Below are 21,037 nucleotides of genomic sequence, written 5' to 3' on the forward strand. Positions count from 1 at the left end.
CCGGGGACGGTACATGAGAGACCTGACAAGCCTCGTCATGGCGAAGGACGACAGGAGGCGGGCACGCACTCCGGAGCATGCGACGAGCTCCGCGACGCCGTTACCTCCGGGGTGGTCGAGACGGCCCCGAGGGAATCCGCCCACGGAATCCCCGCTCTGGCCCCGGCCGGAGTCTGACCGGCCCGACGGCTCACCGCCGCCGTTCTCCGCAGCCCGACCCGCACCCTCATGCACGCCCTGACCCCGAGGCCCCTTATGAAGAACAGCGAACGCGCCGCATGTACCCGCGCGAATCTCGTCCTGGCAGCAGCGCGCCACTTCGATCAGCACGGTTACGACGGTACGACGCTCAACTCCGTCTGTGTGGCGGCCAACGTCACACTCGGGGCCCTCACCTTCCACTTCCGCTCCAAGGCGGCCCTGGCATCGGCAGTGGCGGAGGAAGGTATCGGCGAACTGCAGCGCCTCAGCGCGGCGAACTTCGCGACCGGTAGGCCCTTGCATGACCTGTCCTCCCTTGTGCTCCGGGTAGCCACGGCTCTGCAGACCGCCGCGCTCAGCCGGGCCGCGGTGCGGCTGGTCGAGGAGGGGCACGTACGCTCCGACTGGCTCGATGCCTTCCGCGCGGAGATCCTGCGGCTGCTCGAAGAGGCATCCCTCGCCGGGGACCTGGCCGCCGGCATGCGGCCGACGACAGCGGCGCATCTCATCATGTACGTGACGGCAGGAGTGGCGGCACAGTCCCGGAGGGCCGCGATCCAGGGCGGTTCATCGGTCGCCGACCTCGCGGAGGTCTGGCGCGCGGTTCTCGGCGGCCTGTCACCGCACCGGTCCTGACCCTTCCGTGCTGCCAGGCGCCTCGACCGGGCGACGCGCTCCCCTCCGTTCTTCCGAGTGGCGGCGCGCGCGCCGGTGACACCGTGATCGTCCGGTCCAACTGGCCGCAGGGTTCGCGGCGCGACGCCACCGGCAGTGCGCAGTCGACCGGCACGGATATGAGCCCGTAAGCCCCATGTTCTCGCATGTCTCAGCAGCCCGGTAGCCGGGTGACAACTGATCCGGGCGGACACGTTGGGCCGGGCACCCGTGGCGCCGAGCGGCAGCCGCTTCCGCCACTCCTCCACGCAGTTGATCGCGCGGTCCGGGTCAGGGGAGGCGGCTGCGGAGCCGGATGTAGGCAAACGCGGCGGAGACCAGTGTGGTGTGGTGGTGCCAGCCCGGGAACGACCGCCCCTCGAAGTCCCGCAGTCCGAAGTCCTCGTGGAGGGTGTTGATCACACGCGCCGCCAGACGTGGCTGTCGCATCAGCGGGCTCAGGTGGGACAGCGGAGGGTCGACCAGGTTCGTCAGCCAGTACTGCGCCGAGTCGTTCCGCCGATGCTGAACGAGTAATCGCAACCGGACGTGTCCACTCGGCGGACAGGGCAGGGACACCGGGAGAGTGAGGACGCGCTGCCGTTCCTCCGCCGTCATGTTGCCGCGGTCCGCCAGGATTTGGCGCACGGTGAGCAGCGGCGAGCCGGCCGAAGGGGACGGCGCGCACGCGACGCGCACGGTGTCGGGAACCTCCACCACGAAGGGCTGTTCGCTCCGCGCGAGGTGACCGAGGAGGGCCTCGCGGTCCGGCAGCCAGGACAGGTCGGCCGTGACAGGAGCACATCGGCCGGGAGACAGCGAGGACGCTCGTCGCAGGACGTCCGCGGCCTGGTACCACAACGGCCCCCGGACCTCGTCCGGCACCCGTGCCTTCGACCGACGTGCCTGCGTCCAGGTCCGAGGTATGTACAGGCTCCAGTCGACGGGCATGGGGCCGTGCTCGCCCACGGCCAGCACCACCAGGCCGAGCTGACAGTTCGACATCCGGCCCCGTACTGGGTCGAACCTGCGGTGGACTCCGGCGGAGCACTCGCCACGCTTGGCTATGAAGGCCGGTGCCAGTGTCCAGGCCGTCAGTGCTTCCCCGGCCGGTGCCGCCCAGGGCAGGAGATTGCGGCGTGCCGTCATCCAGTCCCAGGGGCTGGCGTTCACGAACTGGTGCAGAGCCTGTGTGGCCGTCGGCGAGTCGCTGACGGATTCCGCCAGCCGCCGCAACGACTTCTTTCCTGGTGTCTGCAGCAGTGCCCGGACGTACAGCTCCGCCCACCTGCGCTGGTCTGCTCGGGGCAGGTGGTCGAAGACGGTCTCGACGAAGGACGGGAGACATGAGCCCTGGGCGCCCTCGGTCGGAGTCATCGGCGCCGACTCGTACAGCAGCGTCATCGGAACATCCCCTCCCACGCGACGTACCGCTCTTCGCGATGCGTGTGTGCGGCCCCGCCGTCGGCGACGGGGGTTTCATCGACGACGAGGCCGAGCCAAGCATAAAGAGCGCTCTCTATGTATGGCTAGAGGGTGCGTGACGACCTGAGCAAGTGTCAGGACTGCGCCAGGCAGCGGCGCAAGTCCGCCATGTTTGAGCCGAGTTGGGATGTTTCGTACGAGTGGACTTGGCCAAGTGGCGACTCGGCACCGTGCCCACTCACATGAATAGCGCTCTTTATGCTTGACTCGGCCATGCCGTCGCTTGATCCCCTGCAGTCGGCGGCGGGACCGCCGCACATGCATCGGGGACAGCGGTACGTCGCGTGGAGGTAGTCCCGATGGCACTGCTGCACGAGCCGACACCAGGAGCATCCGCCGATCCCGTCTTCGGCTGTACGGCGCGGGCGGGCCGACGACGGGCGAAGCCGCACCAGGCACTGGCTTCCCCCCGGCAGCCCTGCGGGGACCGACGGACATGTCGTGTCGTGCCGCCGATGCCCGGCCCGCCCTCGGGCGCCAACTCCGCCCCGTCCTGACAGTCCTCGCCCTCGCGGCGAGATCCATTTCGCCGTCTCCCCCGGCATGGCACCCCTGTGCCCGGCCTCACGCCCACCGGAGCCGATGACATCTTCCTCGGGGCCCGCATCTCCCCCTGCAGAAACGACAGAAAGCAGATCTTCGGTGCCTTCAGATCTTGTGGACAACCCGCCCCCCGCACATCTGCCGGGCCTGTCGCCAACGTCGGCCCGGGACCCCGCCCCGACGCCATCGGCAGAGAGCGCCGGCGTTCATCTGGCGCCCGTCGCCTCGCTGGTGGATGCCGACTCACCGCGCCTGGAAGGGCTGAGTCAGGACCACATCGACGTTCTCGCCCAGGGCGACATCGAGCCGATACTCGTGCACCGCGACACCCGGCGCGTGGTCGACGGGATGCATCGGCTCCGGGCCGTGCGTCTTCGCGGCGACGAGATAATCCCAGTCCGATATCTGGACGGACCGGCCAGTGAAGTCTTCATCCACTCCGTGGCGGCCAACGTCAGCCACGGTCTGCCACTGACCCTCAAGGACAGGAAAGCGGCCGCCCGGCGGATCCTGACCCAACACCCGGATCTGTCGGACCGGGCGATCGCGCGCATCACCAGGTTGTCACCCAAGACCGTGGGAGCCGTCCGCCGCACTTCGAGTGAGGAAGTTCCACAGTCGAAGGTCCGGATCGGAGCGGACGGGCGTTCTCGCCCTCTCGATGCGGCGCAACGCCGGGAGGCAGTCGGCGCGTTCCTCGCCGAACATCCCGCCGCCACGCTCCATGAGGCGGCCACCGCCGCGGGTGTGTCGATGAGCACGGCGTGTGAGATCCGGCAGCGGATGCGGCATGGCGAGCAGGAGCTCAGGCCACCGGACCGGAACGGCGCACGCGAAGTCCGGGACCGGTCCTCCGCGGGCGATCTTGTGAGCAGCAGGTGCGCGCGGCGCGGACGGGCCCAGCACATCGAGAGCCTGGCGAAGGACCCCTCCCTCAGGTTCACCCAGTCCGGGCGCGCGCTGCTGCGCTGGCTCCACGAGCGGGCGCCCGATCTCGAAGCGGGGCGGCAGTTGCTCGCCGCGGTGCCGCCGCACTGCGCCGTCGCGGTAGCAGACCTGGCCAGCTCCTACGCCCAGGAGTGGCAGCGCTTCGCCAGCGCTCTGGACCAGGCAGTCGGTGACGCGGACGGGCAGCCGAGCGCGGCGGATCCGGAAAGGCCCGCGGGGTGAACGAGCCGCCCCGACCTGAGCGAAAACGGCCTTGCGCCGTGCGGCTCATGAATAGCGGCGGGTGCGCTTTCGAATCACTTGTTTGACGGCGGATCAAACCCGCTGAATGATGAGAAGCAGTTCAGCAGCACCAGCGCCGAATACCGGCAGGAAAGAGCCGGGCGACGGGAAGGCAATTTCTTCTCGTCACCCGGACGGCCGCCCTTCGGAATGGGGCAGGCGAACTTGTTCGACCGAACGCTAGAAATGCCTGAATTTCAGGATGAACCGAGCGGAGGTTCGAGTGGAGACGACCGTGGCCGACGCGGAAGCGAGCGCGGACGTGGCTGTAGTCGGCGCAGGGCCGGCCGGTCTGTACACCGCCTGCTGCGCGGGCTTCCGAGGACTTACCAGCGTGTTGGTCGATGCGCTGCCGGAGCCGGGCGGACAGGTCGCGGCCCTGTACCCGGAGAAGAAGATCTACGACGTCGCCGGCCATCCGGCCGTGCGGGGCCGGGAACTGATCGACGGTCTGATGACCCAGGCGGAGCCGTTCCAACCCCGTTTCCTGCTCGGCCGCACGGCGATCTCCCTGGCGTCGGAGGAGGGCAGGGGCTGGGCGATACGGCTGGAGGACGGCGGGCTGGTGCGTGCCGGGGCCGTCGTGATCGCGGCCGGGCTCGGCCGCTCGGTCCCGCGCACCCTGCCGTGCCTGACTCCCTATCAGGGGCGCGGAGTGGCCCACCACGTGCCGCGTCCGGACGAACACCGGGACCGTGACGTGGTGATCGTGGGCGGCGGCGACAGCGCGGTCGACTGGGCCCTCGCCCTTGCGCCGATCGCACGGTCCGTCACGATCGTGCACCGGCGCTCGGCCTTCCGGGCCCACGAGCACAGCGTCAAGCAGATGTACGCGTCAGGTGTGCGAGTGGTGACCGACGCACAAGTGACGGCTTGCCAAGGAAACGGAAATCTGGAAGACGTCTGGGTCAGGACCGAAGAACACGAATGGAAAATACCCGCGCAAGTACTCGTCGGAGCGCTGGGATTCATCACCAATTTGGGCCCGATCGCCGATTGGGGCCTCCGGATGAACAATCGTCTCGTCACGGTCGACGGAGCGATGCGGACGAATAGGCCGGGAGTATACGCGGTCGGCGACATCTGCCATTATGACGGCCGAGTTCCGCTCATTTCCGTGGCTTTCGGCGAGGCGGCGACCGCGGCGAATCACGCGGCGGTCGGACTGCGCCCCGGGGCGCGCCTCGCACCGGAGCACTCCACCGACGCCGACACCGCGACGCTGTCATGAACCTGAAGAAGCTCACCATCCTCCCGGCCGGAACCGAAATCCTGCTGCCGGCCGGATCCCCGCTCACCGAAGTCGAGTACGAGACATCGCAGCGGCCCATCCCCTTCGGATGCCGCTCCGGATCGTGCGGCGCGTGCGTCATCGAGGTGCTCGATGGTCTTGGCTCCCTCGGCGAACCCGCCCCCGACGAGCTCGACTTCCTGGAAGACCTCGGCCGCACTGGCGGCACCCATCGGCTGGCCTGCCAGTGCCGGCTGCGGGGCGACGCGACCGTTCGCGTCGCCGACGACATCTGAATCCGAGACCGCTCGCACCGAGAGTCCGAGTGTCCGAACCGAAAGGTGAACCATGCCGAACCGCGTGACCAACGTCGGCTACGGGGACCGCACCCCGTTCCTCAGCAGCAGTGCCTCGGCGAAGCTGCGCGCCGAGATCGACGCGCAGCTCGACCAGCAGGTCCTCGAGTGGTACGCCAACGTCCCCGAGGCCGCCCATCTCGAGGGCAGGAACGTCGACTCCGCGTACTACAAGCGGAACCTGATCGAAACCGCCTGGCGCATCCGGATGCTGCGCGTGTCCGAGGCCAAGGCGCTGGTGGAGATCGCCAAGACCAGCCCCGAGGCGGCGCAGGTCTGGGCCAACTACGAACAGGAGGAGATGCTCCACGACGAACTGTTCATCACCGACCTGGAGAAGGCGGGCGTGTCCCGCGAGCAATTCCTGGCCACTGAGCCCTACTTGTCGACCAAGCTGCTCACCGGCTACTTCTCCTACCTCCTGGACCACGAAGGCCCGCTGGGCGTGGTGGCGTACTCCTATCTCGTCGAGTACGTGAACGTGAAGCTGGAGCCCCGAAAGCTGGAGGCGCTCAAGAAGTCGGTCGGCGAGGCCAACATCGGCGGCCAGATCAACCACTCGCACACCGACATCAACGACGACCACCCCGGCGAGGTCTGGGCGGCTGTCCGGCACCTGCTGCGCGGCCAGGAAGACATCGACGCGTTCAAACGGTACCTCCGCGAGCACCAGCAGATCCTGGCGCAGTACTTCGAGGAGCTCTACCTGGACACCATCGCCGGGGCCGAGAAGCAGCCGGCCTGATTCGTCCCCAGCGGGGGCGCGGCGCGACCTCGCCGCGCCCCCGCCTGCCGGCAAGGAGGCCGGAATGAGCACCGAAAACGCCAGAGGAGTGCTGCTGCTCAGCCATGTCGGGTTCTCCTTCATGGAGGATCTTCTCGACACGGTCTCGGCGCGGGGGCTGATGGGCTATGTGCTCAGCTCACTGCCGGAACCACAGCACCAGGCATCCAGGCCGGCGGCGCTGGCCGACCTCGCCGACGACGTGCGGGTGACCGGCGGGCACGTGTTGACGGCCCACGACGTCGAGGGCTACCTCGACCGGCTCCGGGCAGCGGGCGAAGAAGTGCAGTGCTGCCTCACCGTCTGGGAGGGCTACCGCCACCTGATGGCACTGGCCAACGCCCGTCTGGGTGTGCGGGACCTGGACGAGAAGCAGGTCCTGGACCTGCGGGACAAGTTGACGCTGCGCAACCGGCTGGCCGACGCCGGGCTCAGCCGTGGCCGGGCGTACGCCCTGACGCCCCGGACGCTCGCTGAACGCCAACGCGAGGACGCCCGCTACTTCGTGAAGCCGGTCAGCGGCATAGCCTCCTTCGGGACGTTTCCCCTCACGGCCGAAACGACCTGGGCCGACGTGGAACGCATCGCCGCCGAGGCCCGGTCCGACACGGTCTACTCCAGCGTCTTCACCGCCCAACCCGGGGCCGCCGGCCCCCTCGGACCGGGCCCGCACGACGCCCACCCCGTCGTGGACGAGGGCGTGGGACCAGGCGCCGACTCGCGTCACGGTCTCGGCGGTGGCATGGAGTTCCTGGTCGAAAACTACGTGCCGGGGCGGGAGTTCAGCTTCGAGGTGATCGCCGTCGACACCGAGCCCCACGTCGTGGCGGTGCACGAGAAGTGTCACGTCACGGAGACGGCGGGGACCGTGCTGGAAAACGCCTGCGTCAGCCCGCCCACCAGCCTCTCGCAGGAAGAGATCGCCGCCGGGATCCGCTGGGTGACGAGCGTGCTGGACGTCCTCGACCTCGACTGGGGCTGCTTCCACGTCGAGGCGCGGCACGCCGCGTCCGGCTGGGATCTGATCGAGGTCAACCCGCGCGTGGGCGGCAGCCTGATCTCGCCCAGCGTGGCGGCGCTGACCGGCGGACCCGGCCTGCTCGACCTCTGGCTGGACTGCCTGCTCGCTTCCGGCCGACCGGACGACTTCAGCAAGGAGCTCAAGCGCCTTTCGTTCACGGCGGACGGCACGACGCAGGGCCGCAACGCGACGTTCTTCCGGGTCTTCTTCGCCCACCCCGGAACGATCCGCGCCGTCGGTCTGAACGACGACCTCCCTCTTCAGCCGGTCCTGTCTCACGTCCTGCTCAAGCCCGGCGACGTCGTGCACTCGTCCTCGCGCGAAGTGTTCCTCGGCCAGGTGCTCTGGCGCATGGACCGAGCGGACCGCGACGCACTCCTTCCCCGACTGCTGCCCGCCTCCGAGAACGCCATCGAGATCGTGTACGAAAGGGAGCGCGGATGACCAGGCCGATCCTCCTCATCGTGGACTACAACCTGAGCCGCATCGACGAGGTGCGCCGCCTGCGGGACCACGCCTACGAACACCACGGCGCGCAGGTGATCCTCATCCGCGCCGACCCCACAGAGGCCGACCGCTCCATCGCCGACGAGGTGATCGATCTCGATCCGCTGCGCGACGACTTCGCCGAGATGGGCGAGAAACTGCTCGGCGACCGGCGTGAGCGGATCAGGGCGGGCATCGTCTTCTCCGACAACGCCGTGCGCAGCGGGGCCGAGCTGCTGGAGCGGCTGGGCGTCCCGGTCGACTCGTCGCGGCTGGCCGAGGGCGCGTTCTCCAAGTACCGCTACCGCCTCGCCGAGGCGCGCGTGGCCGATCTGCTGGAGGGTCAGCGGATGATGGTCCCCGCGTTCGCCGAGATCGCCTCGCTCGACCAGCTGCGGGGATTCGCCCGTGACCACCCCCAGGGTTTCGTGGTCAAGCCCGCGGCGGAGGGCAACAACCGGGGCGTTGTCGTGGTCCGGCCGGGCGACGACCTCACGGCCGTGTTCGCCGAAGTCCTTCCCTATCTGGAAGGCGGCGTGATCTGCGAGGAGCGCATTCCGTACCGAAGGGAGTACTCCTTCGACGGCCTGGGCTCGCTGGCGTTCATCACCGAGAAGATCAACGCGGTCGGTCGGTATCCCGTCGAGATCGCCCAGGTCCTGCCCGCCCGGCTCGCCGACCACGAACGCGCGACGCTGGAACGGGCCGGACGTCAGGCGAACCTGCTCGTCGGGCAGTGTGAGGGCCCCTTCCACAACGAGATCAAGCTGAGCGACGACGGGCTGCGCGCCGCGGTGGTGGAGCCCAATCGGCGGCCCGGCGGCATGAAGATCTGGTCGCTGGCCCGCTGGGTCTACGGCATCGACCTGCACCGCCGCTGGGTCGACGCGGCCTTCGACATGGATGCCGGTGCGCAGGAGCTCGTCCCCGAGTGTTCGGCTGCGACAGTGCTGCTCGGTGTCACCACTGACCGCGCCTTCTCCCCCGACGACGTCATGTCCGGCACGGACCCGTTCGCGAACGCCGTCCAGGCCACCGCGGACCGCCTCGGCCTGGCCGAGGGGGAACTGGCCGTGACGGAGTTCTCCTGGCTGTCGGCCGAGCGCCGCGATCTGCATGCGATCGCCCGCGACAACGCGGACTTCGCGGCACAGGGCTGCGTGGTGCTGCGCGGCGGCCGCACCGACATCCGCACCGTCGTCCACGCCCTGCGCGAGGCATGGTCGGACGCCCTGGACCGCGCCCTTCGCCTCCCCGCTTCCCTCAGGAAGGCCCAATGAAGATTCTCATTCTGCACCGCGTCCCCTACTTCAAGATCGAATACCACCGGGGGATCGAGCACGACCGCCACGACGTCACCTATTTCGGGACCGACCAGGCTCTGGCCACGCTCCCACCAGACCTGCGCTGCGAGCGGGTGAGCCGTGCGGGTCTGCGCTCGGCCTTCGAGGAGGCGCGGGACTGGCTCGCGCACCGGCCCCGCCACTTCGACCGGATCATCTCGGTATCGGAGTACGAGCTGCTGGACGCCGCCTTGCTGCGCGAGCACCTGGGCGTTCCCGGCGCGCCGCCCCACCAGGTGGCGCTCGCCCGGGACAAGGTCCTGATGAAGCAGGCAGTTGAGGACGCGGGGCTGCGCGTACCCCGCTTTCTCGCGCTCCCCCGCTTCCTCGATCCAACTGTCCGGGCCCCCTGGAATGGCCGGACCGTACTGAAGCCGCATCGCGGTGCGTCCAGCGAGGACGTCCTCGTCTTCGACACGCCCCAGCAGGCCGCCGCGGCCATCACCCAGGGCCGGACCGGCATATCCCGGCTCGACACGGGCAGCGACGTGGCGGACTTCGAGGTGGAGGAATTCGTCTCCGGCCCGATCAGGCACTTCGACGGTCTGGTGCAGGGGGGCGACGTGCTCGTCCTCAGCGCGAGTGAGTACGTCGGCACTTGTCTGCACTACGCACAGGGCAAGCCACTGGGGTCGTTCCAGCTCGCACTGTCCGAGGAGGAGCGCGCCTGGGTGTCCCGCGCCCTGGCGGCGGTGCGCGTCGAGGACGGCAGTTTCCATCTGGAGGCGATCGCCCACCGGGGAGAACTGGTCTTTCTCGAGGTCGGCAACCGGGTGGGGGGAGCTGATGTGGTGGCGGCCGTCGAGCTGGCGACCGGTGTCCATCTGCCCTCCTACGAGCTGCGCGCTCTGCTCGGCGAGCGCGTCAGCGGAACTCTGCCCGAACCGCCGGCCGACCGGCGCCTGTACGGCTGGTTCGTCTGCCCCGGCCACCACCTGGGCGGAGGGGAGTTCCAGGGCCTCGACGGGACAGCGGCGTTCCGAAACGACCCGTCGGTGGTCGCCTGGAAGGAACTGCCGCCCGGCTCGCCGCTGCCCGACCACATCACCTACCAGGCCGGCGAGACGGTGCTCGCCGGGATCGTCGCGAGCGAGACCGCCGAGCGCGGCCGGCGCTGGATCAGCGATCTGTTCGCCTCGCTCTCGGTCCGCACACGCCCGGCCGCCCTCACGGCGTCGCAGCAGGTGCCCGCATGAGGATGCAGCACCTGACGTGCGCGGTCACCGCCACCGCTGCCGGGCTGCCGTCGCCGAGCCGGTCCCGATCATGACAGCACTCAACGAGCTCGCGGATCACTACGTGGACGAGCTGGCCCGACTGGACCCCTGCCTCGCCGGGGCGATGGGCATCGCCGGTCAGGAGAGCCGGCTCACCGATTTCGGCCCCCAGGCCGTGCACGAGCGGGCGGCGTCGGCACGTCGCATGCTGAAGGCGGTCGATGACGCGCCCGTGGCCGGGGAGGCGGAGCGCGTGGCGGCAGCGGTGCTGCGTGAGCGGCTCGCCGTGCAGGCGGCGCTGGCCGACACCGACGCGTACGGCACGCTGCTGGACACCCTCGACGGGCCCATCCAGCGTGTGCGGCAAGCGGTGGGCCTGCTGGATCGGGGCCGCGACACCGCGTGGGAGCCGCTCACGGCGCGGCTGTCGGCAGTCCCGCAGGCGCTGGCCGGCCTGCGGGAGAGTCTGGAGGCGGCGCGACGCGGCGGCCGGGTCGCACCCTACCGTCAGGTGATGCGCAACGCCCGGGAGTGCCGTGACATGCGGCAGTATCTGGCTGCGTTGCCCGCCGGGCACGGCGACGGTGCGGCGCGGGGCGCGCTGGAGCAGGCCGCGGCGACCGCGAACCAGGCGCTGGCGGGAATGGCGGCGTACCTGTCGCGGGAGCTCGCGCCACAGGCGCCGCAACTGGACGCGGTGGGTGAGGAGCGCTACCAGCTCGGCGTGCGGGAGTTCCTCGGCACTCGGCTGGATCTGCGGGAGACCTACGCCTGGGGCTGGGAGGAACTCGGCCGGATACAGCGGGACATGGCGGTGACGGCGGCACAGATCGCGCCCGGTGAACCGGTGCCGGCCGTGTTGGCGGGGCTCGATGACGACCCGCGCCACCAGATGACGGACAGGGCTCAGTTCCGCGACTGGCTCCAGGAACTCGCCGACGCCGCCATCGCCGACCTCGATGGAACGCACTTCACGATCCCCGAGCCTCTGCGCCGGATCGACTGCCGGATCGGTCCCGCCGACGGGCCCGCCTTCTATCTGGCGCCCAGCGAGGACCTGTCGCGTCCCGGCACCGTCTGGTGGACCAGGCCCGAGCCAGATGCGCCGATCCGGACGTGGACCGTGCCGAGCACGATGTTCCACGAAGGCGTTCCTGGCCACCACCTTCAACTGGGCCTGACGACGCTCAACACCTCCGTGCTCAACCGGTTCCAGCGGTTGTCGTGCGAACTGCATCCCGGACACGTCGAGGGATGGGGCCTGTACGCCGAGCAGCTGATGGACGAACTCGGCTACCTCGCCGATCCGGCCCACCGGCTGGGGATGCTGGCCACCGGGCAACTGCTGCGCGCCGCGCGGGTCGTCCTGGACATCGGCCTGCACCTGCGGCTCCCCATCCCCGCGGGCACCGGGTTCCACGAGGGAGAGCGGTGGACGCCGCGGCTGGGCCGCGCGTTTCTCACGGAACACTGCGGACTCGGCCCACCAGGGTTCGTCGCGTTCGAGATCGACCGGTATCTGGGACGCCCGGGACAGGCCCTCGCCTACAAGCTGGGCGAGAAGGTGTGGCTGGAGGCACGGGAGGCGGCCCGCGGCCGCGACGGCTCCGCCTTCGACCTCAAGCGGTTCCACCAGCACGCCCTGGGGCTGGGGCCCATGGGCCTGGACCTGCTGCGCGCGGAGCTGACCCGCGCGGACCGCCCCCGCTGAACAGGCACGGCCAGGACGCATACCCGCAAAGCGCACCACACGGTGAGAAAGCGAGCGATCGGATGATCACGGCAGTAGGACATGCCGACCTGACCTCGGCCACACGGGATCTGGTGAAGGCCGAACTACGGGAACGCCTGCGGCACCTGCCACCGGACGCGACGGCACTGGTCCGCGTCGGCGCCTGCCTGCCCATGGTGTTCGGGCGGGTGGTGCGCGAGATGGGGCAACGCCTGGTGGTCCTGCTCCCCGAACGGGGCGATGCCTTGGCCGCCACTCCCCTTCACGACCGACGGGCACACCGGGAGTTGCTGGCCCTGGCCGAGCACATATGGATGCTTCCCTTCGACCCGATGGACCGGGACGCCTGTGTAAGCGCGGACGAACGGCTGGTCAGCGGCTGCAGCCGGCTGCTGGCGGTCTGGGACGGTTCACCGTCCAGCGGGCAGGACGCCACGGCCCACATGGTCGCGTACGCCCGTGCCCGCGGCATCGCCGTGGAGGTCGTCTGGCCCGCGGGGGCCGCCCGTGAACCGGCCCAGCACACCGCGTCGTTGTGCGTGCCGGGGCGCAGCCGCTGACCGCATCGCCGGCCGCCTCACCGGTTTCGTTCACCGCCGGTCTTCCGCACGTGCGTGGTGTCGGCGTCGATGAGGGCACCGTCGGCATCGGTCGGCAGGACCTGCGGTACACGGGCGCCGTGCTGGTCGACGAGCGTCGAGTGGGGCTCGCTGGGTTCGAAAGCGTGGCGCTCGCCCCACTGGCGCAAGGTGAGGAGCACGGGGAAGAGGTCGCGTCCGGCGTCGGTGAGGACGTACTGCAGGCGGCGGCCCGAGGGCGCGGTCCGCTGGGTCAGGACCCCGTGGTCGATGAGCTTGCGCAGGCGGTCGGTGAGGATGTTGCGGGCGATGCCGGTCCGTCGCTGGAACTCGGTGAACGACCGCGCCCCGTCCATGGCGTCCCGGATGACCAGGAGACTCCACCGGTCACCGACGAGGTCGAGCGCGCGGGCTACGGGGCAGTCGGGATCGGTCCAGGCAGGGCTCGGACTTCCCGTGGCGGGGCTCGGCATGACACCTCCCGAAGAGTTGCAGATTGAGACCATGATGCCCTACGGTCAAATTGGTTTCACTTTGCTACTCATCTCGTTAAGGAGTGCGATGGACGTCTGGCGACGGTTACTCCTCGCGACCGTGTGCGGTGTCGCGGTGGCGAGCATCTACGCTGCGCAAACAGTGCTGGTGCCCATGGGCGACAGCCTCGGCGTGTCGGCACAGCACGCCGGGTGGATCGTTTCGACCGGTCAGTTCGGCTATCTGGCCGGTCTGATCCTGCTGGTGCCGCTCGGCGACGTGGTCGCCAACCGGCGGCGGCTCATCGCGGTGCACATGACCGTCACCGCGGCAGGCCTGTTCCTGGCCGCTGCGGCTTCGGCCGCGTGGGCCGCCTTCGCCGGGCTCGCGCTGGCCGGAATGTTCGCGGTCGTGGTGCAGACCACGGTGGCCTACGCTGCGTCGGTCTCGCCGCCCGCCGAGCGCGGACGCAACATCGGTGTCGTGACGTCGGGCGTGGTGGTGGGCATCCTGGGCGCGCGGTTCGTCACCGGCGTGCTCGCGCAGGTGTGGGGCTGGCGGAGCATGTACATCGCCCTCGGTGTGCTCGCGATCGCCCTCGCCGCCCTCGTCCTGCGTGCCCTGCCGTCCGACGACGACTCGCGCCGGACCGCGGGCTACCGACAGGCAGTCGTCTCGTTCGGCGGGCTGTTCAAGCAGCGTCCCTTCCTGATGCGCGGTCTCATCGCGTTCTTCCTGTTCGCGTCGTTCGGCACCCTGTGGAGCGGCCTTTCCCTGCCGCTGGCGAACGCACCGTGGCATCTGAGCGAAAGCCAGATCGGCCTGTTCGGCATCGTCGGACTCGCCGGCGCCCTGGGCGCGGCACGTGCGGGACGGTGGGCGGACGCAGGAAGGGCGATCCCCATCAGCGGCCTCGCGCTGACCCTGCTCATCGTCTCCTGGGCCGCGACCGCGCAGTTGTCCTGGTCCCTGTGGCTGCTCGTCATCGGCATCGTCGTGCTCGACTTCGCGGTCCAGGTCGTGCACGTGAGCAACCAGCACGTGCTCACCACCGCCCACCCGGAGCGCACCAGCAGCGTCATCGGCGGCTACATGGTCTTCTACTCCCTCGGCTCCGCCCTCGGCGCGGCCGCCACCACCTCCGTCTTCGCCTCCCACGGCTGGGCCGCCTCCAGTCTCCTCGGAGCCGCATTCGCGTTCTGCGCACTGATCGTCTGGGCAACCGACGCACGTCTGCGCTCCAGGACTTCGAAGGCCGGTCCCGGGACGGCGAACGCACACGGGGGCGAGGAGGCGAAGCGGAGGGGTGAACCGCAGCAGGTCGGGCCGGTTGCGGACCCCTCCAGGATTTCCTGATAACTCCCGCCCCATCACCCCTACGCAACCGGCAAGCCCGACAAGGCGCCGAGTGATCCGGCGCCCGCGCAGATGCAGCCCATTCCCAGTCAAGAGGAGTGATCGTGTCTCTTTCGAACCCCGCAAGCCTGGTCGACTCCGACCGCGCGACTTTCACGCAGGTCACACAGGAGCCCGCAGCACAGCCCTTCGATCCGGGTGACTGGAAATCCGTCCGTGCGCAATTCCTTTTGTCACCCGACCTTGTACACCTGTCGAATTTCTATCTCGCCTCGAACCCGACGCCCGTCCGTGACGCCATCACGAACTACCGCCGCGCGTTCGACGAGAACCCGCACAGCTTCCTCGACGACAACATGTTCGCCCGGGAAGAGGACAAGCTATGGCGTTCCGTCTGCGCCGAGGCCGCCGAGTACGTCGGCGGACAGTCCAACGAGATCGCCCTGACCAGCAGCACCACCATGGGACTTGCTCTGACCTACAACGGCCTGCGGTTGAAGCCGGGCCAAGAGATCCTGACCACCACGCACGAGTTCTATCCGCACCACGAGGCGATCCGCCTGGCGGCCGACAAGTGGGGCGCGACCATGCGCTCCATCTCGCTCTACGACTCGTCGTTCGACTTCTCCGTCGACGAGGCCATCGCACGGTTGCGTGCCGCCGTGCGTCCCAACACCCGTGTGTTCGGCGTCGCCTGGGTGCACTCCAACACCGGCGTGCGCCTGCCGATGTCAAGGATCGCCGACGTCATCGCCGACCTGAACCGGAACCGCGACGAAGCCGACCGCATCCTGCTGGTGGTGGACGGGGTCCACGGCTTCGGCGTAGCCGACGAGGACGTCGCGCAGATGGGATGCGATTTCTTCTCCGCCGGAACGCACAAGTGGATTCTGGGCCCGCGCGGGACGGGAATCATGTGGGCGAAACCGGAGAACTGGGCGCTGCTCCAGCCGACGATTCCCAGTCTGATGAGCAAAGAGACCTCAGCGGCGTGGCGACAGGACCGCCGGCCGGTCGGCCCCACGGAAGCCGCGTGGGTCAGTCCGGGGGGGTTCTTCTCCTACGAGCACCAGTGGGCCGCCGCCGAGGCGTTCCGCTTCGTCCGGCAGATCGGACGCAAGCGGATCCAGGACCGGATCGCCGAACTGAACAGCCAGATCAAGGAAGGGCTGGCTGCCATGGACCATGTAACGCTCTACACACCGCTCGACCCCGAACTGTCCGCGGGCATCGTCACTTTCGACGTGGAGGGCCACGCACCGCAGGAGGTGGCACAGATCCTCCGCGAGAACCGGGTCATCGCCAACAGCACGCCGTACGGGGTCCCTCACGTACGTCTGTCGGCGGGAATCGTCAACTTCCCCGAAGAGATCGACTTGACGCTGAACGTCATCCGGTCACTGAAGGGCTCGCGATCCGGTGCCTGAGAGCCACGGAAAACCGTGACGGGTGCGTCTCTCACCCGTCACACCGCTCGGCCGGTACGTCACCTCGGACCCCGCTGAACCATAGTGGCTCCGGGGCGACGTGACCGGTCGGCGGTTCTCCGGGCTCACGGGCTGGTGGCAGGTGGTGCGGACGCCGGTCCAGCACCTCAGCGTGTCCTGGACGAGAGTCGGCTTCCACCTGGTCCGGATGGACTTGGCCGCCGATGGGACGCTGCCCACCACGGCGGGCGACGTCGTACACCGGGGCAATAACCAGGGACGGTGGGTGACCTCGGTGAGGCTCAGGTGAGACCAACTCACCGGCGTGCTCGGTCCGACCAGAAGAAGCGGGAATTTCGCCATGTGTGCCTGGACCAGCGATCAGCGCTCTGCGCACAGGCCCTGTCCCCGGAAGGCGTGGAGCAGCTGTCCAACATCGCGGTGCGATGGAGCGACGGAATACTCGCCTGCAATCGGGGCCGGGCCGCCTCTAGGATCCTCGTTCGAGGCGCTGACATGACGTGCTGTCGACAGGCACTCAACGGACCGAGGATGTGTGGCGCAATGAGCAGTCGACTCTCCGCGATCTCCTTCGACGCACACCAACCCGAGCGCCTGGCGCATTTCTGGTCTGGCCTCCTGGGCTGGGAGGAAGCCGATGATTCTTCCGACGGTGTCACCCTGCTGTCCGGGAACTCTGTCGGCTACCGTCTGGGCTTCCGTCGCTCCCAGAAGCGGAAGATCGCCCAGAACCGGCTGCACTTCGACCTGACCAGTTCCTCCCTGGAAGACCAGCAGGAGACCGTGGCCAGGGCGCTCGGCCTCGGCGCGCAGCACGCCGACGTCGGCCAGGGACCGAACGCATCCCATGTGGTGCTCGCCGATCCCGAGGGCAACGAGTTCTGTGTCATCGAGCCGGGCAACAACTTCCTCGCCGGGTGCGCCTCCATCGGAGCGCTCGCGTGTGATGGTTCGCAGGCCGTGGGCTACTTCTGGAGCGAGGCGCTGGGCTGGCCGCTGGTCTGGGACCAGAACGAAGAGACCGCCATCCAGTCGCCGAACGGTGGTACGAAGATCACGTGGGGCGGTCCGCCGCTCATGCCGGACCCCGGCAAAGACCTGCACCTCGAACTCGCGCCGGACGGCGATCAGCGAGCGGAAGTCGAGCGCCTGCTGTCCCTCGGGGCGAAGCGTCTCGTACCCGACCAGGGCGGGGACGGCCCCGTGCGGCTGGCCGACCCAGACGGCAACAACTTCCGCGTGCTCGGGCACCCGTGAGACCAGAACGCAACGGAAGCCGCGGTGGCGGTTGCTATGGGGGGAGCGCAGCGGAGAGCCGGGCAGGACCCCGCACCAAGCGGACAGCCCGATGCAGCCCACGAGGAGAGCTGCACCCCCGGCGGCGCAGAACGCAGGCGATCGTGACGGCAACGACCAGGGCCCCCAAGCCAGCGGCGAGGCGTAGCAGAGATCCATGATCACGCCTGCTGGCCCGTGCGGGAAAATCGGGTTGTCCAGTCGCCAGCCCCATGCCGGACAGCGGCGGGCAGGGGCGCTTCACCCGTAGGCACGGCTCCTTGCGGCTACGACACCCCGGAGGGCCTCTGGTTCAGCGCAGCAGGTAATAGGCCGTCAGCAGGCCTGCCGTGGTGAGGAGGAGCCGCTCAACGGCGGTAATCGCCGTCGCTCGTTTCGCTACGCGGTTTCGCAGGCCATCGGTCAGCCTGGTGCCACCACTTTCACTCATCGATGAGCCCCTCCGGCGCTGCTCCCGCCGATTGGCGCGCTGAACGGCATCACCGGCGGGCGACCGTGACTCCCATCAGTGCGTCCGGGGCGCCGCCAAGCTCGGAGCTGCCTCGATGGCAATACCTGCGCCTGCCAGCCCGTCAACGGCCAGCTCGGCATGGTCCGGTGGGTTGCTGGCCGGGAAAGCCGTACCCCTCGTGTCGCTGTGCACCGCGACCCGATTGATCGAGATGTTCGTGACCGGAATGTCCACTAAAATTGCGGGTAGGGCCGCATTCAGCAGGATCGGAAACCGCCCACTTCGCGCGGGGGCACCTCCCGAGGTCCTGATTTGGCAGCGCGGGGGCCGCACCCTCGTCGGTCGACGACGTCATGGGAGTCTTCCGAGTCACACAGCGTCGTGTATCATTCCATCCGGGTGATACATCGACGGACTCGCCGTGCAGCGCGCGCACCTACTGCATCGCGCGGGGGACGCAGTACTCGCCAATCTGGCGGCGGCGGAACCAGGTCGGCCGAAGGGAGACACCGATGCCCGGTCCGGCCCCGAAGACCCACTTGCTATCCGCAGCGCGGCGCTGGCACCCCTGGATCCCCTCCTGGCCATTGGCCCGGTAGTCGGCATCGTCCGCACGGTAAGCGCGCCCAGCATCGGCGAAGCTTTCGGATCGCGCGTGGGAGCCTTCGGGTTGCACGTGCTGCCTGACGGAGGAGAGAAAAAGGAGCGGCAACATGAATCTGGCCTATGACTACCCGGTCCTCGGAGCATTCTGGACAACCGTGTGGATCTTTCTATGGGTCCTGTGGATCGTTCTGCTCTTCCGGATCATCGGCGACGTCTTTCGGGACGACACGCTCAGCGGAGTGGGCAAGACGGGATGGCTCCTGTTCGTGATCGTGCTGCCCTTCCTCGGCGTGTTCGTCTATGTGCTGGCCCGCGGCAAGGACATGGGCCGACGCGAGGTGCGGCATGCGCGAGCCCGGCAGGAGGTCTTCGACGATTACGTACGCAAGACAGCCGGCACCGGCGCCGGGCCCGGGACCGAGGTGGAGCAACTGGCGAAGCTCTCGGATATACGGTCCAGGGGCGACATCTCCGACGAGGAGTTCCGGCGGGCCAAGGAGAAGATTCTTCACTGAAGCCAGTCGAACGTTCAACGCGCGGGCAACGGAGAGAGACGGGGGCCCACCTGGGCTCGCCACGGCTCAATCCCATCCGCAAGACCGGTGGTTGTTGCCACCGCCCCCTCGCGAGCGGAACGCAGTTGATCAGAGATCTCGGCCGCGTCATCCAGACCACCACCGGGCGTCCACAGTCGGTCTTCGGTGAAAGTACAGGCCAGGAGGTGTGGGAGCGGTTCGATCCCCGGGTCTTACTGCGGGGATCCAGGCCGGTCACGGATCGTTCCAACTCCTCGGTACCCGCGTGACGTTGCGAGGGCCGACGAACGATACGGAGCACGGTCTGCACCACGGTGCGGACAGACCGAGGCATCTGAGCGAGCCAGATCGACCTGTTCGGCATCGTCGGACTCGTCGGCGCTCCTGCGGCCGCCCATCAGGGCCGACGAAGGTTTGCGACATGGTCGACTCTGGGCGGGCCATACTTCGGAACCGCCCTGCCCTGCCCTGCCCTGCCCTGCCCTGCCCTGCCCTGCCCTGCCCCGGGATAATGGGTGCATGGAGCTGCGTGGGGACAAGGTCGTACTGCGGTCCGTGGCCGACGACGACGGGGCGGTTCTTGACAGGATCGTGCGGGAGCCGGAAGTCGCGGCGTGGTGGTCACACCCGAACGGCTTCGAGGACATGCTCGCCGTTGTCCTCGAAGGCGAGGTTGTCGGAGCGATCCAGTTCGAGGAGGAGACTGACCCCGATTTCCGGCACGCGGGCATCGACATCTTCCTGACAGCCCGGCATCACGGGAAGGGAATCGGCACCGACGCCGTACGCATCCTGGCCCGGTGGCTGATGCACGAACGCGGCCATCATCGGCTCACTATTGACCCCGCCGCCGCCAACACCGCGGCGATCCGCAGCTACGGCAAGGTCGGATTCAAGCCCGTGGGGATCATGCGCGCGTACTGGCACAACCACCAGACGGGCACCTGGCAGGACGGACTGCTCATGGATCTGCTGGCCGAGGAGCTGACCTGACCCGTGGCCGAGCGCACCGCGCGTGACGTGATGAGAGCCTCACGGCTTCTTCGGGGATGGGCAGGAAGTGGGCCCCGAGCCGGACAGGTGCCGCCCTGGCGCATCACATCGCCGGGACGCGTGAAGGCCATCACGTCGACGGTCAGCAGCGTGCGGATAAGGATGCGGGTCAACCGGCGGCTACAGCGCACAGGCGAGTCCTGAATCACGCGGAACGGGAGGGCTGCTCGCGCACCCAGGCCTCGATCGGGGGTGGTGTGAGCCGGACGCGCCACGATGACGGTCGGCACGGTCTCGTTGGCGCCAGTGGCTGTTGGCGCGCAGATCCTCGACCCCGGCGCCCAACCCGGCCATGTCACGTAAGTGCGTGCAGTACCTGGTCGCGTGCTCACCATCAATTGCCAGGAGTGCGGTGTGGAACACCGGCACCGGACACGCGTGGTCCACTGGCATCCGGGCTGCGTTCCCGCACAGGCCCACCACGCACAGTCCCCACCAGGGTCACCTCGCCCCGCCCCCACACGGGCGCAAAGGAGCGCCGCGGTGGGTACGGGAGCGGCCACGGTTCAGCGGGTGGTGTGGCGCAGTGCCGACGCCGAGAACCACGGGTTTCCACCCAGCGTCCACACCGACACGTGTGTGACCCCGAGCTGTTGGAGGACGGCCAACTTGGCGTCCATGCCCTCCTGGTCGGTGTAGTCGTAGAGCGTGCCGCCCGCTGTCACCGACTGGCATGCGCGATCGACCAGAGTACGTCTCCGGTAAGTCGGTAGACCTCAAGCCTGGTGATCCACTCGTTGGTGAACCGGGTGGTCCAGTTCCTGCCTAAGCCGTTCTCCCCGGGACCCGTCTGTCTCAGTAGCAACCTGCCCAGACAAGGGGAGAGTTACAGGGCGCCAGCATAAAACGCCCGTGGGTCGAGGCTGCCTTGGACAGCCCCCTCGAAACCGGCCGGGCAGAGGCGCTTCTTGCCCCTTCCACGATGGAACCGAACCTGCATGCGATAAATTCACGCG

The 21,037-nt window shown here is 68.6% G+C and carries 20 protein-coding genes; 16 read left to right on the plus strand and 4 right to left on the minus strand.

Features of this window, described 5'->3' with window-relative positions:
• Positions 1 to 228 precede the first annotated feature (228 nt).
• Positions 229 to 837 (plus strand): TetR family transcriptional regulator, encoded by a 609-nt coding sequence (locus AC07F3_RS33750; RefSeq protein WP_479118364.1) that lies wholly within the window; start codon positions 229 to 231, stop codon positions 835 to 837.
• A 309-nt stretch (positions 838 to 1,146) separates the two neighbouring features.
• Here the strand turns inward: AC07F3_RS33750 and AC07F3_RS33755 are convergent, their stop codons facing one another.
• On the minus strand, positions 1,147 to 2,259 hold the full coding sequence (locus tag AC07F3_RS33755; RefSeq protein ID WP_479118365.1) for an IS701 family transposase: 1,113 nt from the start codon (positions 2,257 to 2,259) through the stop codon (positions 1,147 to 1,149).
• Positions 2,260 to 2,997: 738 nt separating this feature from the next.
• On the opposite strand from AC07F3_RS33755, the gene AC07F3_RS33760 reads away from it, so the two are divergent.
• The 9 genes from AC07F3_RS33760 to AC07F3_RS33800 all read left to right on the plus strand — a co-directional run bounded on the left by AC07F3_RS33760 (position 2,998) and on the right by AC07F3_RS33800 (position 12,843).
• Positions 2,998 to 4,053 (plus strand): ParB/RepB/Spo0J family partition protein, encoded by a 1,056-nt coding sequence (locus tag AC07F3_RS33760; protein WP_479118366.1) that lies wholly within the window; start codon positions 2,998 to 3,000, stop codon positions 4,051 to 4,053.
• A 295-nt stretch (positions 4,054 to 4,348) separates the two neighbouring features.
• On the plus strand, positions 4,349 to 5,344 hold the full coding sequence (locus AC07F3_RS33765) for an NAD(P)/FAD-dependent oxidoreductase (RefSeq protein ID WP_479118367.1): 996 nt from the start codon (positions 4,349 to 4,351) through the stop codon (positions 5,342 to 5,344).
• Positions 5,341 to 5,640: a 2Fe-2S iron-sulfur cluster-binding protein gene (locus AC07F3_RS33770; protein ID WP_479118369.1), complete on the plus strand. Its 300-nt coding sequence runs from the start codon at positions 5,341 to 5,343 to the stop codon at positions 5,638 to 5,640. The genes AC07F3_RS33765 and AC07F3_RS33770 overlap by 4 nt, the downstream gene beginning before the upstream one ends.
• Before the next feature lie 52 nt (positions 5,641 to 5,692).
• The gene (locus AC07F3_RS33775) at positions 5,693 to 6,445 is read left to right on the plus strand and encodes a hypothetical protein (RefSeq protein ID WP_479118370.1); all 753 of its coding nucleotides are present in this window, start codon (positions 5,693 to 5,695) and stop codon (positions 6,443 to 6,445) included.
• A gap of 64 nt (positions 6,446 to 6,509) precedes the next feature.
• Positions 6,510 to 7,949, plus strand: coding sequence for an ATP-grasp domain-containing protein (locus tag AC07F3_RS33780; RefSeq protein ID WP_479118371.1), 1,440 nt, complete (start codon positions 6,510 to 6,512; stop codon positions 7,947 to 7,949).
• On the plus strand, positions 7,946 to 9,271 hold the full coding sequence (locus AC07F3_RS33785; RefSeq protein ID WP_479118372.1) for an ATP-grasp domain-containing protein: 1,326 nt from the start codon (positions 7,946 to 7,948) through the stop codon (positions 9,269 to 9,271). The genes AC07F3_RS33780 and AC07F3_RS33785 overlap by 4 nt, the downstream gene beginning before the upstream one ends.
• Positions 9,268 to 10,530, plus strand: a complete 1,263-nt coding sequence (locus AC07F3_RS33790) for an ATP-grasp domain-containing protein (protein WP_479118374.1) — start codon at positions 9,268 to 9,270, stop codon at positions 10,528 to 10,530. The genes AC07F3_RS33785 and AC07F3_RS33790 overlap by 4 nt, the downstream gene beginning before the upstream one ends.
• A gap of 70 nt (positions 10,531 to 10,600) precedes the next feature.
• Positions 10,601 to 12,262 (plus strand): DUF885 domain-containing protein, encoded by a 1,662-nt coding sequence (locus tag AC07F3_RS33795; protein ID WP_479118375.1) that lies wholly within the window; start codon positions 10,601 to 10,603, stop codon positions 12,260 to 12,262.
• Between the two features lie 62 nt (positions 12,263 to 12,324).
• Positions 12,325 to 12,843, plus strand: coding sequence for a hypothetical protein (locus AC07F3_RS33800; protein WP_479118377.1), 519 nt, complete (start codon positions 12,325 to 12,327; stop codon positions 12,841 to 12,843).
• Positions 12,844 to 12,860: 17 nt separating this feature from the next.
• Here the strand turns inward: AC07F3_RS33800 and AC07F3_RS33805 are convergent, their stop codons facing one another.
• Positions 12,861 to 13,334, minus strand: a complete 474-nt coding sequence (locus AC07F3_RS33805) for a winged helix-turn-helix transcriptional regulator (protein WP_479118378.1) — start codon at positions 13,332 to 13,334, stop codon at positions 12,861 to 12,863.
• Between the two features lie 88 nt (positions 13,335 to 13,422).
• Here AC07F3_RS33805 and AC07F3_RS33810 point away from each other — a divergent pair, with 88 nt between their 5' ends.
• The 4 genes from AC07F3_RS33810 to AC07F3_RS33825 all read left to right on the plus strand — a co-directional run bounded on the left by AC07F3_RS33810 (position 13,423) and on the right by AC07F3_RS33825 (position 17,396).
• Positions 13,423 to 14,691 (plus strand): MFS transporter, encoded by a 1,269-nt coding sequence (locus AC07F3_RS33810; protein WP_479118379.1) that lies wholly within the window; start codon positions 13,423 to 13,425, stop codon positions 14,689 to 14,691.
• A gap of 104 nt (positions 14,692 to 14,795) precedes the next feature.
• Positions 14,796 to 16,118 (plus strand): aminotransferase class V-fold PLP-dependent enzyme, encoded by a 1,323-nt coding sequence (locus AC07F3_RS33815; protein WP_479118380.1) that lies wholly within the window; start codon positions 14,796 to 14,798, stop codon positions 16,116 to 16,118.
• 100 nt (positions 16,119 to 16,218) lie between these two features.
• Positions 16,219 to 16,428: a hypothetical protein gene (locus AC07F3_RS33820; protein ID WP_479118381.1), complete on the plus strand. Its 210-nt coding sequence runs from the start codon at positions 16,219 to 16,221 to the stop codon at positions 16,426 to 16,428.
• A gap of 254 nt (positions 16,429 to 16,682) precedes the next feature.
• Entirely contained in the window at positions 16,683 to 17,396 is a 714-nt protein-coding gene (locus AC07F3_RS33825) for a VOC family protein (protein ID WP_479118382.1), read from the plus strand.
• 331 nt (positions 17,397 to 17,727) lie between these two features.
• Here AC07F3_RS33825 and AC07F3_RS33830 read toward each other — a convergent pair whose 3' ends face one another.
• Complete coding sequence (locus tag AC07F3_RS33830; protein ID WP_479118383.1) at positions 17,728 to 17,865, minus strand: hypothetical protein; 138 nt, start codon at positions 17,863 to 17,865, stop codon at positions 17,728 to 17,730.
• 734 nt (positions 17,866 to 18,599) lie between these two features.
• On the opposite strand from AC07F3_RS33830, the gene AC07F3_RS33835 reads away from it, so the two are divergent.
• Positions 18,600 to 19,007 (plus strand): SHOCT domain-containing protein, encoded by a 408-nt coding sequence (locus tag AC07F3_RS33835; protein WP_479118384.1) that lies wholly within the window; start codon positions 18,600 to 18,602, stop codon positions 19,005 to 19,007.
• Between the two features lie 540 nt (positions 19,008 to 19,547).
• A complete protein-coding gene (gene aac(6') / locus AC07F3_RS33840; RefSeq protein WP_479118385.1) occupies positions 19,548 to 20,021 on the plus strand; it encodes an aminoglycoside 6'-N-acetyltransferase in 474 nt (157 codons plus the stop codon).
• Between the two features lie 566 nt (positions 20,022 to 20,587).
• Here aac(6') and AC07F3_RS33845 read toward each other — a convergent pair.
• The gene (locus AC07F3_RS33845; RefSeq protein WP_479118387.1) at positions 20,588 to 20,746 is read right to left on the minus strand and encodes a hypothetical protein; all 159 of its coding nucleotides are present in this window, start codon (positions 20,744 to 20,746) and stop codon (positions 20,588 to 20,590) included.
• Positions 20,747 to 21,037 lie beyond the last annotated feature (291 nt).

Source organism: Streptomyces sp. NPDC045846, assembly GCF_056431605.1.

What these genes read in the sequence shown, in the direction of transcription:
- AC07F3_RS33750 (WP_479118364.1), top strand. Translation starts at nt 229, where the DNA reads ATGCACGCCCTGACCCCGAGGCCCCTTATGAAGAACAGCGAACGCGCC.
- AC07F3_RS33755 (WP_479118365.1), bottom strand. Translation starts at nt 2,259, where the DNA reads ATGACGCTGCTGTACGAGTCGGCGCCGATGACTCCGACCGAGGGCGCC.
- AC07F3_RS33770 (WP_479118369.1), top strand. Translation starts at nt 5,341, where the DNA reads ATGAACCTGAAGAAGCTCACCATCCTCCCGGCCGGAACCGAAATCCTG.
- AC07F3_RS33775 (WP_479118370.1), top strand. Translation starts at nt 5,693, where the DNA reads ATGCCGAACCGCGTGACCAACGTCGGCTACGGGGACCGCACCCCGTTC.
- AC07F3_RS33780 (WP_479118371.1), top strand. Translation starts at nt 6,510, where the DNA reads ATGAGCACCGAAAACGCCAGAGGAGTGCTGCTGCTCAGCCATGTCGGG.
- AC07F3_RS33785 (WP_479118372.1), top strand. Translation starts at nt 7,946, where the DNA reads ATGACCAGGCCGATCCTCCTCATCGTGGACTACAACCTGAGCCGCATC.
- AC07F3_RS33790 (WP_479118374.1), top strand. Translation starts at nt 9,268, where the DNA reads ATGAAGATTCTCATTCTGCACCGCGTCCCCTACTTCAAGATCGAATAC.
- AC07F3_RS33795 (WP_479118375.1), top strand. Translation starts at nt 10,601, where the DNA reads ATGACAGCACTCAACGAGCTCGCGGATCACTACGTGGACGAGCTGGCC.
- AC07F3_RS33800 (WP_479118377.1), top strand. Translation starts at nt 12,325, where the DNA reads ATGATCACGGCAGTAGGACATGCCGACCTGACCTCGGCCACACGGGAT.
- AC07F3_RS33805 (WP_479118378.1), bottom strand. Translation starts at nt 13,334, where the DNA reads ATGCCGAGCCCCGCCACGGGAAGTCCGAGCCCTGCCTGGACCGATCCC.
- AC07F3_RS33810 (WP_479118379.1), top strand. Translation starts at nt 13,423, where the DNA reads ATGGACGTCTGGCGACGGTTACTCCTCGCGACCGTGTGCGGTGTCGCG.
- AC07F3_RS33825 (WP_479118382.1), top strand. Translation starts at nt 16,683, where the DNA reads ATGAGCAGTCGACTCTCCGCGATCTCCTTCGACGCACACCAACCCGAG.
- AC07F3_RS33830 (WP_479118383.1), bottom strand. Translation starts at nt 17,865, where the DNA reads ATGAGTGAAAGTGGTGGCACCAGGCTGACCGATGGCCTGCGAAACCGC.
- AC07F3_RS33835 (WP_479118384.1), top strand. Translation starts at nt 18,600, where the DNA reads ATGAATCTGGCCTATGACTACCCGGTCCTCGGAGCATTCTGGACAACC.